The organism is Cytobacillus gottheilii, from assembly GCF_001636345.1.
GTDB lineage: Bacteria > Bacillota > Bacilli > Bacillales > Cytobacillaceae > Cytobacillus > Cytobacillus gottheilii.
In genome coordinates this window covers 205,970-222,942 of record NZ_KV440945.1, presented here as the reverse complement: position 1 = coordinate 222,942, position 16,973 = coordinate 205,970, and the positions used below count along the sequence as shown (strand labels likewise).

The 16,973-nt window shown below is 40.5% G+C and carries 17 protein-coding genes; 1 reads left to right on the top strand and 16 read right to left on the bottom strand.

The genetic code is table 11. The features are described from left to right. Window positions 1-72 precede the first annotated feature (72 nt). The 13 genes from dnaB to A6754_RS01105 all read right to left on the bottom strand — a co-directional run bounded on the left by dnaB (window position 73) and on the right by A6754_RS01105 (window position 13,256). Window positions 73-1,437 carry a replicative DNA helicase gene (gene dnaB / locus A6754_RS01165; RefSeq protein WP_066441924.1) on the bottom strand — a complete coding sequence of 455 codons (1,365 nt, stop codon included), beginning with the start codon at window positions 1,435-1,437 and terminating at the stop codon, window positions 73-75. Between the two features lie 200 nt (window positions 1,438-1,637). After that, complete coding sequence (gene rplI, locus A6754_RS01160; protein ID WP_066441922.1) at window positions 1,638-2,087, bottom strand: 50S ribosomal protein L9; 450 nt, start codon at window positions 2,085-2,087, stop codon at window positions 1,638-1,640. Beyond that, complete coding sequence (locus A6754_RS01155; protein WP_066441920.1) at window positions 2,084-4,057, bottom strand: DHH family phosphoesterase; 1,974 nt, start codon at window positions 4,055-4,057, stop codon at window positions 2,084-2,086. Before A6754_RS01155 ends, rplI begins: the two co-directional genes overlap by 4 nt. An 11-nt stretch (window positions 4,058-4,068) precedes the next feature. After that, on the bottom strand, window positions 4,069-5,010 hold the full coding sequence (locus A6754_RS01150; RefSeq protein ID WP_066441919.1) for a YybS family protein: 942 nt from the start codon (window positions 5,008-5,010) through the stop codon (window positions 4,069-4,071). A gap of 173 nt (window positions 5,011-5,183) precedes the next feature. Beyond that, window positions 5,184-7,187, bottom strand: coding sequence for a methyl-accepting chemotaxis protein (locus A6754_RS01145; RefSeq protein WP_066441916.1), 2,004 nt, complete (start codon window positions 7,185-7,187; stop codon window positions 5,184-5,186). Between the two features lie 216 nt (window positions 7,188-7,403). After that, window positions 7,404-7,643 (bottom strand): 30S ribosomal protein S18, encoded by a 240-nt coding sequence (gene rpsR / locus A6754_RS01140; protein WP_066188608.1) that lies wholly within the window; start codon window positions 7,641-7,643, stop codon window positions 7,404-7,406. A gap of 48 nt (window positions 7,644-7,691) precedes the next feature. Then, window positions 7,692-8,219 (bottom strand): single-stranded DNA-binding protein, encoded by a 528-nt coding sequence (gene ssb / locus A6754_RS01135; RefSeq protein ID WP_066441915.1) that lies wholly within the window; start codon window positions 8,217-8,219, stop codon window positions 7,692-7,694. A 37-nt stretch (window positions 8,220-8,256) separates the two neighbouring features. Next, the gene (rpsF, locus tag A6754_RS01130; RefSeq protein ID WP_066441913.1) at window positions 8,257-8,544 is read right to left on the bottom strand and encodes a 30S ribosomal protein S6; all 288 of its coding nucleotides are present in this window, start codon (window positions 8,542-8,544) and stop codon (window positions 8,257-8,259) included. A 133-nt stretch (window positions 8,545-8,677) separates the two neighbouring features. Then, window positions 8,678-9,574 carry an ABC transporter permease gene (locus tag A6754_RS01125; RefSeq protein WP_066441910.1) on the bottom strand — a complete coding sequence of 299 codons (897 nt, stop codon included), beginning with the start codon at window positions 9,572-9,574 and terminating at the stop codon, window positions 8,678-8,680. 13 nt (window positions 9,575-9,587) lie between these two features. Further along, window positions 9,588-10,508, bottom strand: coding sequence for an ABC transporter permease subunit (locus A6754_RS01120; protein WP_066441908.1), 921 nt, complete (start codon window positions 10,506-10,508; stop codon window positions 9,588-9,590). A gap of 154 nt (window positions 10,509-10,662) precedes the next feature. After that, window positions 10,663-11,763, bottom strand: coding sequence for a redox-regulated ATPase YchF (ychF, locus tag A6754_RS01115; protein WP_066441906.1), 1,101 nt, complete (start codon window positions 11,761-11,763; stop codon window positions 10,663-10,665). 411 nt (window positions 11,764-12,174) lie between these two features. Beyond that, on the bottom strand, window positions 12,175-12,360 hold the full coding sequence (locus tag A6754_RS01110; protein WP_066441904.1) for a DUF951 domain-containing protein: 186 nt from the start codon (window positions 12,358-12,360) through the stop codon (window positions 12,175-12,177). A 2-nt stretch (window positions 12,361-12,362) separates the two neighbouring features. Beyond that, entirely contained in the window at window positions 12,363-13,256 is an 894-nt protein-coding gene (locus A6754_RS01105; RefSeq protein WP_066441902.1) for a mechanosensitive ion channel family protein, read from the bottom strand. A 341-nt stretch (window positions 13,257-13,597) separates the two neighbouring features. On the opposite strand from A6754_RS01105, the gene yyaC reads away from it, so the two are divergent. Further along, entirely contained in the window at window positions 13,598-14,227 is a 630-nt protein-coding gene (gene yyaC / locus A6754_RS01100; protein ID WP_066441901.1) for a spore protease YyaC, read from the top strand. A 108-nt stretch (window positions 14,228-14,335) separates the two neighbouring features. On the opposite strand, the gene A6754_RS01095 is transcribed toward yyaC, so the two are convergent. The 3 genes from A6754_RS01095 to A6754_RS01085 form a co-directional block, all read right to left on the bottom strand. Continuing rightward, window positions 14,336-15,040: a DUF554 domain-containing protein gene (locus A6754_RS01095; RefSeq protein WP_066441900.1), complete on the bottom strand. Its 705-nt coding sequence runs from the start codon at window positions 15,038-15,040 to the stop codon at window positions 14,336-14,338. Between the two features lie 68 nt (window positions 15,041-15,108). After that, a complete protein-coding gene (locus A6754_RS01090) occupies window positions 15,109-15,969 on the bottom strand; it encodes a ParB/RepB/Spo0J family partition protein (protein WP_066441898.1) in 861 nt (286 codons plus the stop codon). Continuing rightward, complete coding sequence (locus A6754_RS01085) at window positions 15,962-16,723, bottom strand: ParA family protein (RefSeq protein ID WP_066441896.1); 762 nt, start codon at window positions 16,721-16,723, stop codon at window positions 15,962-15,964. Before A6754_RS01085 ends, A6754_RS01090 begins: the two co-directional genes overlap by 8 nt. Window positions 16,724-16,973 lie beyond the last annotated feature (250 nt).

Sequence of the window (16,973 nt, the reverse complement as noted above, 5' to 3'; positions counted from 1 at the left end):
AAAATTATTAAAATATGTTCGTAATATATGAAAATAGCAAAGAAAAAAGGGATCAGTTTTGAACTGATCCCCTTATGCACCAGGCGGCGCGTACGCATCATCATAGCGTTTCTCTAAGTTTACGAATTTATTATACTCTTTCACGAATGCGAGCTGCACAGTTCCGACTGGACCGTTACGCTGTTTAGCAATAATGATTTCAATAATATTTTTGTCTTCGGACTCTTTATCATAATAGTCATCACGATATAGGAAGGCGACAATGTCGGCATCCTGCTCAATACTTCCCGATTCACGGATATCGGACATCATTGGCCGTTTATCCTGACGCTGCTCCACACCACGGGAGAGCTGTGATAAGGCAATAACAGGCACTTGCAGCTCACGCGCTAGAGCCTTTAGGGAACGGGAGATTTCAGAAACTTCCTGCTGGCGGTTTTCGCCTGAGCGTCCGCTGCCTAAAATGAGCTGAAGGTAATCAATTAGAATCATGCCAAGACCGTGTTCCTGCTTTAAGCGGCGGCATTTTGAACGGATTTCCGTAATACGCACACCAGGAGTATCATCAATAAAAATACCTGCATTTGATAAACTCCCCATTGCCATCGTCAGCTTGCCCCAGTCATCATCAGTAAGTGATCCTGTTCTTAAGCGCTGTGCGTCAATATTCCCTTCGGCACATAGCATACGCATGACAAGCTGCTCAGCACCCATCTCAAGGCTGAAAATCGCTACATTTTCCTGGGTCTTCACTGCGACGTTCTGAGCGATATTCAGGGCAAAGGCTGTTTTACCAACGGAAGGACGTGCCCCCACAATGATTAAGTCATTACGCTGGAACCCAGCCGTCATTTTATCCAGCTCTGCGAAGCCGGTGGCGATCCCGGTAATATCGCCCTTTCGGTTATGCATGACTTCAATATTATCGTAAGTGCGGACAAGCACATCTTTAATATTATGAAAGGCGCCAGCATTTTTGCGCTGTGCCACTTCCAGAATGCTTTTTTCTGCTTCACCTAATAAAGATTCAACTTCATCCTCACGGGAATAGCCGTCTTGTGCAATCGTAGTAGCTGTACGAATCAGTCTTCGCAGCAGCGATTTTTCTTCAACAATTTTTGCATAATACTCCATGTTTGCCGCTGTTGGAACAGAGCCGGCAAGCTCACTTAAATAACTGACACCGCCTGTATCCTCAAGCAGCTTGGCTGCGTTCAATTCCTCTGTAACGGTGACGAGGTCAACTGCTTTACCTGCATCGTTCAGCTTCAGCATGACATTGAATATTTTCTGATGTGATGCCCGGTAAAAATCTTCTGGAATTAGTATTTCAGATGCTAAAGTAAGGGAGGAAGGCTCCAAAAATATGGCTCCTAATACAGCTTGTTCGGCCTCCATATTCTGCGGAGGGAGACGATCAGCATATGCTTCATTCATAATAAAACCCCCTAATTTGAAATGCGGAAGCGCCTTGCTCAGCCCTGCATGGCGAACGAAGCGCTAAAACTAGATAAATATATATATAAAGGACATAAATAACTATTTTAAGTCCTAAAAAATGTGACCAGCCGGAACCGATCACATTTAATAGGACTTATCTATTGTAACATGTTTATCTCATTTCTGTATTTCCAATATTAGTTTGCTTCTTTTACATGAACATTTAGAGTTGCTGTTACTTCTGTATGAAGCTTAACAGGAACCTTTGTATACCCTAATGAACGAATAGCGTCATTAAGCTCAATTTTACGCTTATCAATTTTGATTTTATGTTTTTTCTGCAGTTCTTCTGCAATTTGCTTGCTTGTGATTGAACCGAATAAGCGGCCGCCTTCACCAGCTTTTGTTGAAAATTCAACAGTCAGTTTTTCAATCGTTTCTTTTAGCTCTTTTGCACTTTCTAATTCTTCAGCAGCAACCTTTTCTTCTTTTTTCTTCTGAGCATTTAGTGTGCTGACAGCTGATTGGTTTGCTTCAACTGCAAGACCATTTTTAATTAAGAAGTTATGCGCATAACCATCTGCAACATTTTTCACTTCGCCTTTTTTGCCTTTGCCTTTTACGTCTTTTAAGAATATAACTTTCATTCGTTCTTTCTCCCTTCAAAGTAATCATCAATTGCTTCTTTTAGTTTGATTTCAACATCATCAATGGAGATATCCTGAAGTTGTGTAGCTGCGTTTGTCAGATGGCCACCGCCCTCTAGGTTCTCCATAATAACTTGTACATTCACGTCACCGAGCGAACGAGCGCTGACCCCAATAATATGATCCGAACGATACGAGATGACGAAGGAAGCAATAACTCCATCCATTGTCAGCAGGGTGTCTGCTGCCTGGGCAATGAGCACCTGATCAAATTCCTGGTTTGGATCCCCCTTTGCAATGGCAAGGCCATCCCGGTAAAACGAAACGGTCTCAATTAATTTAGCCCGCTTAATATACGTATCGACATCTTCTTTTAAAAACTTTTGAACGAGAACGGTATCTGCTCCCAAGGCCCGCAAATAGGAGGCAGCATCAAAGGTACGAGAACCTGTACGCAATGAAAAGCTTTTCGTATCCACAATGATGCCAGCCAATAAAGCGGTCGCTTCAAGCATTTCAATTTTGCTGTTTTTGGGCTGATATTCAAGCAGTTCTGTAACGAGTTCAGCCGTTGAAGAGGCATATGGCTCCATATATACAAGAAGCGGGTTGGCTATGAACTCTTCTCCTCGGCGGTGATGGTCAATGACAACAACATGGTCGATTTTCGCCAGCAGCTTTTCTTCAATGACTAAAGAAGGCTTATGCGTGTCAACTACAACCAATAATGTGTCATCTGTAGCCATTTCCATCGCTTGCTCAGGTGTAATGAATTTAGAAAACAAAGCTTCATTTTTTTCAATTTCACCCATCAGCCTGCGCACACTCATGTCGATTTCTTGAGCATTCATAACGATATAGCCTTCACGCTGGTTCATTTGTGCTACCTTCTGAATGCCTATAGCCGCGCCGATTGCATCCATATCAGGCCGTTTATGCCCCATTATGATTACCTTATCACTTTCAGCAATCAGCTCTTTTAGCGCATGTGAGATGACTCTCGCACGCACCCTTGTTCTTTTTTCAATCGGATTGGTTTTCCCTCCGAAGAATTTTACTTTCCCATTCGGCTGCTTAATTGCTGCCTGATCGCCGCCTCTTCCTAAAGCAAGATCCAAGCTGGACTGTGCCAGTGTGCCCAGTTCAGGCAAGCTTGAGACGCCTGTACCAACTCCTATACTAAGCGTAAGCGGCACATTCTGTTTTGCTGTCGTTTCCCTGACCTCGTCTAAAATCGTAAATTTCCCTTTTTCTAAAAGGCGCAGGATGTTTTCATTAAAAACAGCAATGAAACGCTCTGAGGAAACACGCTTTAAAAAGACTCCATTTTCCGTTGCCCAATGATTCAAAATGGACGTAACAAGATTATTTATACTGCTTCTTGTCGGATCATCCATTGCTTGAGTAAGGTCATCATAATTATCTAAAAAGATGATGGCTATTACCGTTCTTTCCGCCTCATACATCTTCTCAATTTCTGTCTGTTCCGTTACATCAAAAAAATACAGCAGCCGTTCCTCTGGCTTATGAATGACACGGAACTTCCGGTCATGAAGTGTAATCACTTCGCTCTCTACTTCTTGCTTCACAATAGAAACAAGTGAATCCGCTACATCATAAAGCGACCTGCCCACAAGCGTATCTTCATCAAAACAAGTAGCAAGGAATGGATTGGTCCACTCAACAAAATATTCATCATTAATGAGCATAATGCCAATAGGCATTTCCATCAATGCTTCTTCCCCAACCTTTTTCACCCGGTAAGACAGAGTTGAAATATATTCTTCTGTTTCTTTGATCTGTTCATTATTTAGCTTGAACAGAAAGTAAAAAGGAAGAACAGCAATAAGTAATGCTATAAGACCGATGATCCAATTGTAATATGCTAATACCCCAAGAAGCACCGCTGTTACGCCCATTAATCCGAAAATCGGATAGCGGATGGACCGCTTTTCTAAATATGAAGGCATTCTTTCAGCTCCTAAACATCTCTGCTTTCTACTCTTTGTCTTAATCCAAACCCTAAGTCAATTATACCTAATAATCTCACAATATAAAGGAGAATCGGCAATAATAACGAAAGTACGAGCGCTATTATCGGGAAAGCTTTTGGGAGCCCCTTCTTATAACTAAAATAAAAAATGAGTGAGAATCCTTGAATGACCATAAAGATCTGAAGAATATAGGTTAAGTTTACTAGTGCAAGAAACCAATAGCTTCCTTCTTCAGGCTGAAGGAGCAATGAAGCAATGATAGCAAGCAAATAGTACCACAGGATGCTTTTAGGAAATGACAGCTCTCTAAATGGCTTCGATTTGCTGACTTCCACACCGAATCTTTTAATAATCGGAAATGCAATAAGCTGCAGGAAAAATACAGTTAGAAAAGAAGACATAATTAAAAGCGTCGGGATCAATGTCTGAATCATTTCAACTCCTGCATCAAGCTGTTCGAACAGCTCGTCTCCTCCTTGCCCCATTGCCGCCATCATATCTTTTGCCATCGCAATCGATTCTTTCATGACCAATATACTTTCTTCCACAAAATTGATATCCATTACGAGAACGGAAACCGCATATACCCCCAGCGTAGCAAGCAGGAAGGCCAATGAACCAGCAATATAGGTTTCTAAACGGCCTTTCTTCTCTCTAAGAAAATCCCCGATCACAAGTCCTGTTAAACCAAATAAAAGCGTGACAGGCACAGCAAATATGGTCCCTGTTATAAAGGAGATTAGGACTGCAGCTACGAAGAACAAAAGAGCGTCCTTTCTGGCATGCTTTGCGGCAATCATCATAAACGGCACCGGCAGCACAAAATTGACAACGGCTCCAATTACCGGCACATATATGGTAATCATTAATAAAACGGCGAAGATCGCCAAAAATACGGCACCCTCTGTTAGCTTATGTACATTTTTCAATTATTTCACCTCATTAGACAGCTATTCCATAAGGACTATTGTAGCTACATTTATGCTCGCATTCAACCATACCGACCTAATCCATGATTTGTCCAAGGGTGAACAGGCTATATTGTTTAGCTGAACAAAAGGAACACCTTATGATCTAAGGTGTTCCTTTTGCATCATCTTTATTAATCATGCAGTTCAAACTTATTCACAGCAATTTGCAGATCATTACTGAGTTCTGTCAATTGTTCAGCCGATTTTGAAACAGATTGGAGTGCAAGCACTTGTTCATCAGTAGAAGCACTTACCTGTTCACAGGAAGCTGCTGATTGCTGTGCCATTGCCGCCATATTATGAATACTATTCAAAACATCTTCCTTACTACTGGAAACTTGCTCCACTTCGCGATAAATATAAAAAATCGATTCCTTCATTTTATTAACAAGTTCAGAAATCTCCCGGAAGCTACCTTCTGTTTCTTGCACAGCGTTCGACTGCTGATAAAAGTTATCTTTTGTTCTATTCATGGAATCAACAGCTAGGAGTGATCCCTGCTGAATGTCCATGATCGTTTGCTTCACTTCATCTGTTGCTTTTACAGACTGCTCAGCAAGCTTTCTGACTTCATCAGCAACAACAGCAAAGCCTTTTCCATGTTCCCCTGCCCGAGCTGCCTCTATACTTGCATTCAGTGCGAGTAAGTTTGTTTTTGAGCTTATATCTGTAATGGTCGTCATTACATTTTCAATCATCTTTATTTTGCTCTCGAGTTCATGAATAACATTCTCTGTAGCTCCCATAAACTCTTTTGATGTCACAAAGGAATTTTTCAATTCGGTCATCTGGTTAATTCCTGCAGAATTCACTGTATCTGCCTGCTCTGCCAGCTTCGTCATCTCCATGGTCTGTGATGTAATATCATTGATTTGAGTACTTAATTTTGAAGACATTCGATTGGCGTTCTCGCCATCCTCTGCAGCCTGTGCAGCTCCATTAGCAATTTCATTAATGGCAGCCGCCACTTGTTCACTGGATGCATTTGTTTCCTCTGAAACGGCGCTTAAATTTTCAGCCGACAGCTTCACATCATTAACAGAACTTTCTACCACCGTAAGTAATGACCGCATATTGTCCACCATGTCATTAAATTGACCCGCTAACATTCCAATTTCATCTTTTGAAACAATAGCTGCTTTTACTCGCAAATCTCCATTTGCCACTTCACTTACGGCTTTTTTCAAGTGGAGGATCGGCTTTGTCATCCGGTCAGCCACAAAATAAATGATCATTAGGGCAAAGATAAGAGCAATTGCGGATACTAAAATAATGTTAAATTGAATGGATTTAGCGCTAGCCATCAAATCATCTTCAGAATAAGAAGTACCAATCTTCCATTTTGTCCCTGGCACAGTATCAAACATGAGCCTACGATTCTCATTTTGATAAACATAATGAATAGTGCCTTGTTCTCCTTCACGATTATACATCTCTTGGATAAAAGAAAGATTTTCTATATTTTCTTGATCACTTTTAGGATATACAATTGGCGTACCCGCCTCAGAGAGGATGAATGGATATCCTTCATGACTAATTTCAATGTTGTTAATCATTTCTGTCAGCTGAGTTAATTTAAAATCAAGCCCCATCACTCCTACTGTACTGGCATTTTCCTTAATAGCATAAGCTGCTGTGACCACAATCTCATTTGTCGCAACATCTTCATAAGGCTCACTCCAAACAACTTCATCAGATGAAGCCACTGCCTTTTGATACCATTCACGAGTCGTTGGATCAAAATCAGCAGGAAGTTCCACTATTGGCATAATATTAAGGTTTTTGCTTTCTGCGGCTGCAGCATAAATAGAAGTTACTTCACTATTAATCTCATTATAGTCAGCCAAAATCTTTTCAAGCCCAGCTGTATTGTATTCTTCTTCAGCGTTTGAGGCTTGAATATAATTCAGAACTTCTTGAGAAGATGCAATGTGCTGTAAGCTTGTTGCGTATCTTTCCATAAAAAGCTGCAGCGTATTGTTCATCTGCGAGACGATTCCTTCAGTCTGAATGACAACATCCTCTTCAATTTTATTTTTAGTCTGTTCATTTACAGCGAAACCAACAGCTGCCAATATTGCAAAGAGGAGGAAAACAAACAAGATGACTAATTTCACTTTAATAGACTTCAGCATGCGATCGCCCCTAACTCAATCATTTTTATGACAATAGTACCACATTCGACAAAATTCTACTATAAATTATTTTGAAAATTATAATTTTTATGAATACTACTAAGAGGGGTTATCACACAAACGATTCATACATATCGAGGCACCTAATGTGAAACTGACTTTAAAAAATAAAAAAGCAGCATAGAGACCAGGTCTCCATACTGCTTTGAAGTTCAATTATTCTCCTGCAACGAATGGCAATAATGCCATTTGACGTGAACGCTTGATAGCAATCGTTAATTTACGTTGGTATTTAGCGTTCGTGCCAGTTACACGACGTGGTAAAATTTTACCACGCTCAGAGATGAATTTTTTAAGAAGATCCACATCTTTGTAATCGATGTGAGTGATTCCGTTTGCTGTGAAATAGCAAACCTTACGGCGCTTTGCGCGTCCTCCTCTGCGTCCTCCAGCCATGTTCATTTCCCTCCTTGCTGAATAAGTTTTACTGCATGTAAGGTTATATTAGAATGGAAGATCATCATCCGAAATGTCGATTTGACCGTCATTTGCGAATGGATCCTGATCCACACGAGTATAACCTTGGTTATTATTTCGATTATCCTGCTGACGTTGATTCTGATTTCCAAATGGGAAATCCTGCTGTTCCCTTGGGCTGTTGCCATATCCGCCGCCATATTGCTCGGATCTGCCGCCACCGCCGCCTGAGCTATTTTTGGGCTCAAGAAACTGCACACTTTCTGCCTGAACTTCTGTGATATAAACACGTTTTCCATCCTGGCCTTCAAAGTTACGCGTCTGAATACGCCCATCTACTCCAGCTAAACTTCCTTTTTTAAGGAAATTCGCTACATTTTCAGCTGGCTTTCTCCAGACAACACAATTGATAAAGTCTGCTTCCCGCTCACCTTGCTGATTCGTAAAAGCACGATTCACTGCAAGAGTAAACGTGGCAACTGGAACACCATTCGGCGTATAGCGTAAGTCCGGATCCTTTGTCAACCGTCCGACAAGAACAACTCGGTTCATCATCAGAATCAACTCCCTTCAGCAAAATATAATTTATCTATTACTTTTCATCTCTAACAACGATTTGACGAATGATGTCTTCGCTGATTTTAGCAAGACGAGTGAACTCATCAACTGCTGGTGTTTCAGCATTAACAGTCAATAATTGGTAGTATCCATCGCGGAAATCATTGATTTCGTATGCAAGACGGCGTTTACCCCAATCTTTTGATTCGATTACTTCCGCACCATTGTCAGTTAAGATTGAGTCGAAACGCTCAACAAGCGCTTTCTTAGCCTCATCTTCAATGTTTGGGCGGATGATGTACATGATTTCGTACTTTCTCATCACATTTGCACCTCCTTTTGGTCTAAGCGGCCCATATAGGGCAAGGAGCAATTATTCATTACTCACAAGTTGAAAGTATACCACATTCAGCTTCTTAATGCAACGAGCTTATTCATAACTGCAAATATCCAACCTATGACGGCATATGCCTGTTAAAATGCTTTCGGAATCCTTCACCAAGTATATTAAATGTTAAGGCAGCGACAACAATCGCCAGCATCGGGTAGAAGGGAATCCATATGGCCGTCACAAAATCGGCTCTTGCATCCTTAATAAGCGTCGCCCAATCATGACTTAAATTTTCAACAGAAAAACTGCCATAGCCTGTTTGCACAAAACCTTGGCTTATAAAAACACTTAAAACAGCTAATTGCCCAATGAGCATTGCCACACGAGCCGCTTCACTAAAGAAATTCACAATCACTTCCGGCAAAAGGTTCGGGAAATAATAATGATAAAGCATTTTTACAGGGTTATTTCCAATCGTAACTCCTGCCTCAACAAATGGTTTCTTTGAAAGCTCATGTGCCTGCTTTTGAATAATAAAAGCCACACGGCCAACATCAACAAGAGCAATAACTGCTATGGCAATGAAAAAGCGCGATTCGTGAAACAAGAGCGGAGGCAGGCATAGTATAAGTGCTACTGTTATAACGACCGGCAGACTTGAAAAAAGCTGACTCCAGCCGCGGACAAACCATGAAAAAAAACCTTTATCCTTCGCCCCCATTAAACCGAGCGGAAGAGCGATTGCATAACGAAGAATGACAATGAGGAATATAAGCAAAAAGGTATCCTTCGCTCCTACTACCAGCAAGCTCAGCATATCTCTTCCTTCACGATCAGATCCTAAAATAAACTCATCAGATGGCGGAAAGGGAGCAACCTTAATCTCACCTGAGGAAGGAAATAAAATCCTTTCTCCTCCCAAATCCTTATCAATAAAAGGAAGATGCGGACCAGCAAATGTAATAAGTGCAAGAACAGCAGCCATAAGGAATCCGATGATTAGATAATAGTTTTGCTTCATTTTGATCAGCCTCCTATACAATCCGCATACTTCTTTTAATGATAAAACTGGTCAGCTGTGCCAGCATTACAAGCAGCATAATAATGAGTCCAATGCCAATAATCACTGCATGTTCAAATAACCCAATACTAAGTCCCTCATTTGTATTGGTATATCCGAGAGCAGTAAACAACCGGTAAGACATGCCTTCATACCCCAGTAAATACTCCACTATTAGAAGGCTGGTCATCAAATGAACCATGATGGAGGTCATATGTGCTAACACTGGCTTTAAAGCGTTTGGAAGAATATGCCGATATACAACCTTTTTTTGCGTAAATCCTTTAGAGCGAGCCACCTGTATGTAATATTGACCGTCTTCATTTAAAAGCGAGGTTGAAGTAATTCTAGCAATGTACATCATTGGATAGATGGCTACTAAAATCGTCGGCAGCAGAAAACTATAAGAAGTATTTTGACTTAGAAGCTTTAGGTCAGGAACAAACATGGTGACTCCCCAGATCATACAAACGGCAATAAAAAAATCTGGAATCGACTGCAGCATCCAGGTTAATCCATTTCCAAACACACTGAGCTTTGTTCCCTTGCGGCGGTAATCAAAAATCCCTTTAAATATCCCTAGAAAGACACTGAGAAAAAAAGCGGGAAAAATAATCTTCAGGCTTGCGGGCACATATCTCAGCAATTCATCTTCAACTGTTACCCTTTCATGTCTTGTATCACCTAAACTTTTATCATTCCAAACCGTTTCAAAATAGTGAGTTAGATTATTTTTGTATTCAGACCATGAAAATTGGTATTCCAGCATCATTTCAGCGGTTCCGCTAACGGTTGCCACTGTTAAATTCCGCGGAAACAAAACAATTAAAACAAGCGCACAAATAATAAGAAAATAGAGCAGCACCTGTTTTAGAAAAGCTCTAGTAATCTCCATAACTCCTCCCCCGAATTTCTTTTTTTATCTAATCATATCAAAGGCAGGAATTATTTTCTATAAATTTAGTATTTTCATAAAATTTTTATTGCCGGCAGCTCAGCTTGAAAATGGATAAAAAAGAAAGACTGCCAAATGACTGGCAGCCTGCTTCTTATACATTGAAACGGAAATGCATGACATCTCCATCTTTTACGATATATTCTTTTCCTTCTAAACGAACCTTGCCCGCTTCTTTCGCTGCTGTCATTGTTCCTGCATCTAACAGGTCCTCATATGCAACAGTTTCTGCACGAATAAATCCTTTTTCAAAATCACTGTGAATAACACCAGCACATTGTGGAGCTTTCATGCCTTTGCGGAACGTCCATGCTCTTACTTCTTGAACACCAGCTGTAAAATAAGTAGCTAGACCTAATAAATGGTAGGCAGCACGAATCAGCTGATCAAGACCAGATTCTTCGATTCCAAGCTCTTGAAGGAACATTTCTTTTTCCTCACCCTCAAGCTCTGCAATCTCAGATTCAATTTTTGCACAGATCACAATCACTTCTGCGTTATCTTTTGCTGCAAATTCTCTTACTTGCTGAACATACTCGTTGCTAGAAGGATCTGCAACATCATCTTCAGATACATTTGCTACATAAAGGACTGGCTTAATTGTCAGCAAATGCATGCCTTTAGCAATTTTCATTTGTTCTTCTGTAAATTCAACTGTACGTGCAGGCATGTCCGACTCAAATGCTTCTTTAAGCATTTCTAGCACTTCTAATTCAAAAACAGCTTCCTTATCCTTCTGTTTTGCTAATTTGCCGACACGGCCAATTCGCTTTTCAACTGATTCAAGGTCTGCTAAGATTAGTTCTAAGTTAATCGTTTCAATATCATCAATCGGATCAACTTTCCCTGCAACGTGCGTAATATTGTCATCAGCGAAACATCTGACAACCTGGCAAATTGCATCTACTTCACGAATATGAGACAAGAACTTATTTCCTAAGCCTTCCCCTTTGCTCGCACCTTTTACAATTCCAGCAATATCCGTAAATTCAAAAGCAGTTGGCACAGTCTTTTTCGGCTGAACAAGTTCCGTTAGCTTCGTTAAACGGTGGTCAGGCACTTCAACAATACCGACATTCGGATCAATCGTACAAAACGGGTAGTTGGCAGACTCTGCTCCTGCCTGTGTAATTGCATTAAATAAAGTAGATTTACCGACATTCGGCAAACCGACAATCCCAGCTGTTAAAGCCATTCAAAGGTCACTCCTCTAATCTTCATAATCTATACTCAAAAACAATTCCATTCCTAATCAATTAACCTCCCACAATTATAGAGAGGTAAACAGAAAAGCGCAAGGGGCTCGCCCAGGGACGACAAGCATAAGACGAGCCAGGTGAAAGGTCGTTCTTTGACCTTTTGACTGGATTGACTTATGACCTCGAGTCCCTAGCCCCTGAAGCTAGACATCTCCGAAAAGCGCAAGCGCCTTGGTCAGCCCCGACAAGCATAAGACAAGATGGCTAGAAGGTTGATCTTTACCTTCTGGACAGATTGGCTTATGACCTCGAGGGGCTAGGCGCTGAAGCTAGACATCTCCGAAAAGCGCAAGGGGCTAGCGCTGAAGCTGGAATCTTAGAAAAACACATCCTCTAGCTCGTTTGTATTATTCTGATAGGATTTTCTTCAGTTTACGGGCAAATTCTCTTCTTGGGATCATGACACTATGACCGCAGCCTTCACATTTAATGCGGATATCAGCGCCCATGCGAATGATTTTCCAGCGATTTGTTCCACATGGATGCTGTTTTTTCATTTCTACTATATCGTTTAATTCAAATTCCTTTTCCATACTTATCCTCCCATATTCATTTTGCCTCTATTTATTTCAGGTTCTCTGCTGTACGTAACCATTCTTGGAAATGGAACATCAAAGCCATTTTGCTCTAAACAAAATTTAATTTCTTTTCTTAATATGCGGGCAATATAAAAGTGACGCATTGGCAATGTTTCGGACGTAACCCGAATGGCAACATCTGCTCCCGCCATCGTTTGAATTCCTAATATCTCAGGCGGTTTTACCATATCACTATACTTTTCAGGCAGCGTGAGAAAAAGCTCCTGCAGCACTTCTTCTGCTTTTGTGAAATCTGCATCGTAAGTAAGACTGACATCCACAAAGGCAACACTATTATTCAACGAAAAGTTCGTCACTTGAATAATGCTTCCGTTCGGCAGAATATGAAGCTCTCCTGTCCAGTTTTTAATTTTCGTCGTCCGAAGACCAATCTCCTCTACGGTGCCCTCAAACTGATCAATTCGAACGTAATCGCCAACGGAAAACTGATCTTCAAAGATTATAAAAAAACCGGTGATAATATCCTTTACTAGGTTTTGAGCGCCAAATCCAACTGCCAAGCCAACAATTCCTGCTCCTGCAAGCAAAGCTCCTACATTAATCGTTAAAGCCTGAAGGATCATCATTAAAGCAATAAAGGATGTGACATACGTCAGGACATTTTCCAGAAGCTTCATTAATGTGGCTTCGCGTCTCTCTGTAATTCTAATTGCCGACCGTGTTCGCACCGTAAACAATTTGTGAATTAAGATTTTGCCTGACTTAATGATAAATCGAGTGATTATGATAATAAGTAAAATTCTTAAGGCACCTTCGCCAATTTTCCACCATAAGGCTTCATTAAATAAATGCTCTTTTATCTCTAATATAAGGCTATCCAGACCGTTCATGGGTTTCACCTGCTTTAATTTTGTTAATTATACATTGTATACGATCTATATTAGCAACTTTTCTCTCTACATTGTAGCAGAGAGCACTACACTTTATCTCTTCAAAAAAAACTGGCACATGAACATTGATGGAACATTGTTCAGATATACAAATCCTTTACCATAATAAGTTCATTTTTTAGCAGTTCTTCGCAAGACATACGTATAGATTTTTAAAAAATTCCGTATACTGTTACTACTCAGAAAAATACAGGGTGTCTGCAAGAGGCACAAAATGATTTAACAAGCCAAATTATGCAGAAAAACAGCGATACAGCAGAAATTTTGAAGGAGAGAAGCCGATGAATTTTAAAACAAACCTTTTTGATAAAAAAACTGGCGGAACAAAACGGATCGAGCATGATGAGCAAAGTGCAGAAGAAAAGTTGGCAATTGAATTAAAGGCTAAACTGCCTGCAAGATTAGGCATCCGTCCTGTTGTTTTTGTTTGCATCGGTACTGATCGTTCAACCGGCGACTCTTTAGGACCACTTGTTGGGACACTGCTTGAGGAAAAAAAGATGGAATCCTTTTATGTGTACGGTACTTTAGAAGATCCCATTCATGCGGTCAATCTTCAAGATAAATTAGCTGAGATCCGCAAAAAGCACTTTAATCCTTTCATCATTGGCATTGATGCCTGTTTAGGAAGGGTTAAATCTGTCGGCATTATCCAAGTTGGTGACGGTCCTGTTAAACCTGGGGCAGGCGTTAATAAAGATTTGCCTGAAGTGGGAGATATGTATATAACGGGCATCGTTAATGTGAGCGGCTTTATGGAATTTTTTGTTTTACAAAATACCAGATTGCATTTGGTTATGAAAATGGCCCAAATGATTGCGGGCGGTATTTATGAAGCGAGTCTGGAATTTCCCCGGCATCCAACTTGGTCTGCAATTAAGTGGCCAGTTGAAACAGAACAAACACAGTAATAAGAAGAGCATCGAGGCTTAATACGGATACAGGGCTATAAAACTTTTACTTTCTGAAAGAATAACGAAAAATGAGGCAGTGATTTCTTTTCACCGCCTCATTTTCTTTTATCCCCACATATATAATATGGTCACAATAATGGCTGTCACGATAATACCCGGCAGCAGATTGGCCACTCTAACCTTTGTTAATCCTGTTAAATTAAGTCCAATCGCAAAAATCATAATGCCGCCTGCTGCTGTCATTTCAGTTATAAAACTATTTAATAGAGCCTCAGGAATGACATTATTTATTCCTTTTGCAAATAAAGCGATCAGTCCTTCATATAAGACCACAGGAATAGCAGAAAAGATGACGCCGATTCCCAATGTAGTTGCTAAAATTAGGGCGGTAAATCCATCAATAATCGATTTGGTATACAAAACCGAATGATCTCCCCTAATACCGCTATCTAATCCGCCTATAATAGCCATTGCACCAATCACAAAGATCAGTGTCGCTGTCACAAAACCTTGCGAAATGCTGCCTTGCCCACTTGTTCCAATTTTCTTCTCCAGCCAATTTCCTAGCTTATTGAGCTGATCTTCTAATCCTAAAAACTCCCCTATTACAGCTCCAAAAACAAGACTTAAAATGACAATTAGAAAATTCTCACTTTTCAAACCCATCTGCAGACCAAGAACCATAACACATAGGCCAATGGCATACATGACCGTTGTTTTCATATTCTCTGGAATGCGGTGAAATAATCTGCCTAAAAAAGTACCAATAATAATGCATATGCCGTTTACCGCTGCACCTAATAAAAACATGTAAATCTCCTATTCCTCTTATAAAAGATCTTTTGGAATGAAAAAAATAACCATCATGGTTGTGATGGTCACATATCTGATTCTTCAGAGCCCAGTAACTCGATAATGCGCTCTAAATCATCTTTAGAGAAAAATTCAATTTCGATTTTCCCTTTTTTCTTGTTCTTGTTTTGTTTAATAATGACATTTGTTCCAAAACGCTCACGCAGCGATGTTTCCTTCTCACGAATAAAGACATCTTTTTTCTCTGGCTTTTTTGTTTCACGTGAAACATTTTCATTGATTTGCTGAATGAAGCTCTCGAGCTGTCTTACATTCCAGCCTTCTTTGATCGTTTTTTGCACAACCGCATTCAGTTTGTCTTTATTGCGAAGTCCGAGCAATGCTCTTCCATGTCCCATGGAAATTTTCTTGTCAGTAATAAAGGCTTGAATTGCAGGCGGAAGTGATAGCAGTCGAATATGATTCGCAATATGCGGCCGGCTTTTGCCAAGTCTTTTAGCAAGCTCTTCCTGTGTCAGTTTAAGCTTGTCCAAAAGGAGCTGATAAGCAGAAGCTTCTTCAATTGGTGTTAAATCTTCTCGCTGTAAGTTTTCAAGAACAGCAAGTTCCATCATTTGCGGTTCTGATAAATCACGGATGATAACCGGTACTTTATCAAGCTTCGCTTCCTTTGCTGCACGATAGCGTCTTTCTCCGACAACAATTTCATAGCCTTTAATGCTTTTTCGAACAATAATCGGCTGCAGGATCCCATGTTCAAGAATAGAAAGCTTCATCTCTTCAATTGAGTCTTTGTCAAAGACCTTCCGCGGCTGATACGGATTGGGGCGAAGCTCTTTTAAATTGACTTCTTGAACCATTTCCTCTTGATTTTCGTCCATATTTCCAAAGAAAGCATTGAGTCCTTTTCCTAACCCTTTAGCCATTCGCAACCACTTCCTTTGCCAAATCTAAATAAACTTCTGCTCCTCTTGACTTTGCATCATACGAAATAATCGGCTGACCATGACTTGGAGCTTCACTTAGACGTACATTTCTTGGAATGATCGTGTTATATACTTTATCTTGGAAATATTTCTTCACTTCTTCAATTACCTGAATGCCCAGGTTCGTTCTAGCATCCAGCATAGTCAGCAAGACACCTTCTATTTTAAGGTCTTGGTTCAGATGCTTTTGCACGAGGCGAACTGTATTTAATAGCTGACTTAACCCTTCTAATGCGTAATATTCACATTGAACAGGAATAATGACCGCATCTGAAGCTGTAAGAGAGTTAATGGTCAGCAAGCCTAGTGATGGCGGGCAATCTATAAGAATATAATCATACTCATTGTTAATTTCATCTAGAGCCCGTTTTAAACGTACTTCCCTTGAAATCGTCGGAACAAGTTCTATTTCCGCTCCTGCTAAAGAGATTGTTGCAGGAATAGCAAATAAATTCTCCACAGAGGTTGGCTTAATCACCTTGGAAGATTCTACATCATCTACTAAAACATCATAAATGCACTGATCAACATCGGCTTTTTCAATACCAACACCGCTGGTGGCATTCCCTTGCGGATCAATATCAACGAGCAGCACCTTATACCCCATATGAGCAAGGCATGCACCTAAGTTGACAGAGGTGGTGGTTTTCCCTACTCCGCCTTTTTGGTTCGCAATGGATATTACTTTGCCCACGATGTCACCTACCTTCATATCAAAAGTTTCTATTAATAAATGGTCTATTGGTAAAAATAGAAATCACGTATTCTATTTTATCATGAATTGATTAGGAGAATCATTTTTTATTCGGTAGTTTTGTAAGTTAGTGTGATTTCGCAGATAGTTGCTATTAATCGAGTCCGTTCCATTGCGCTGCGGACACTCGCTTTCCGCGGGGAGGAAGCTGAGCCTCCTCGGCAAGCTGCACTGCCCCCCTATTGTTGGA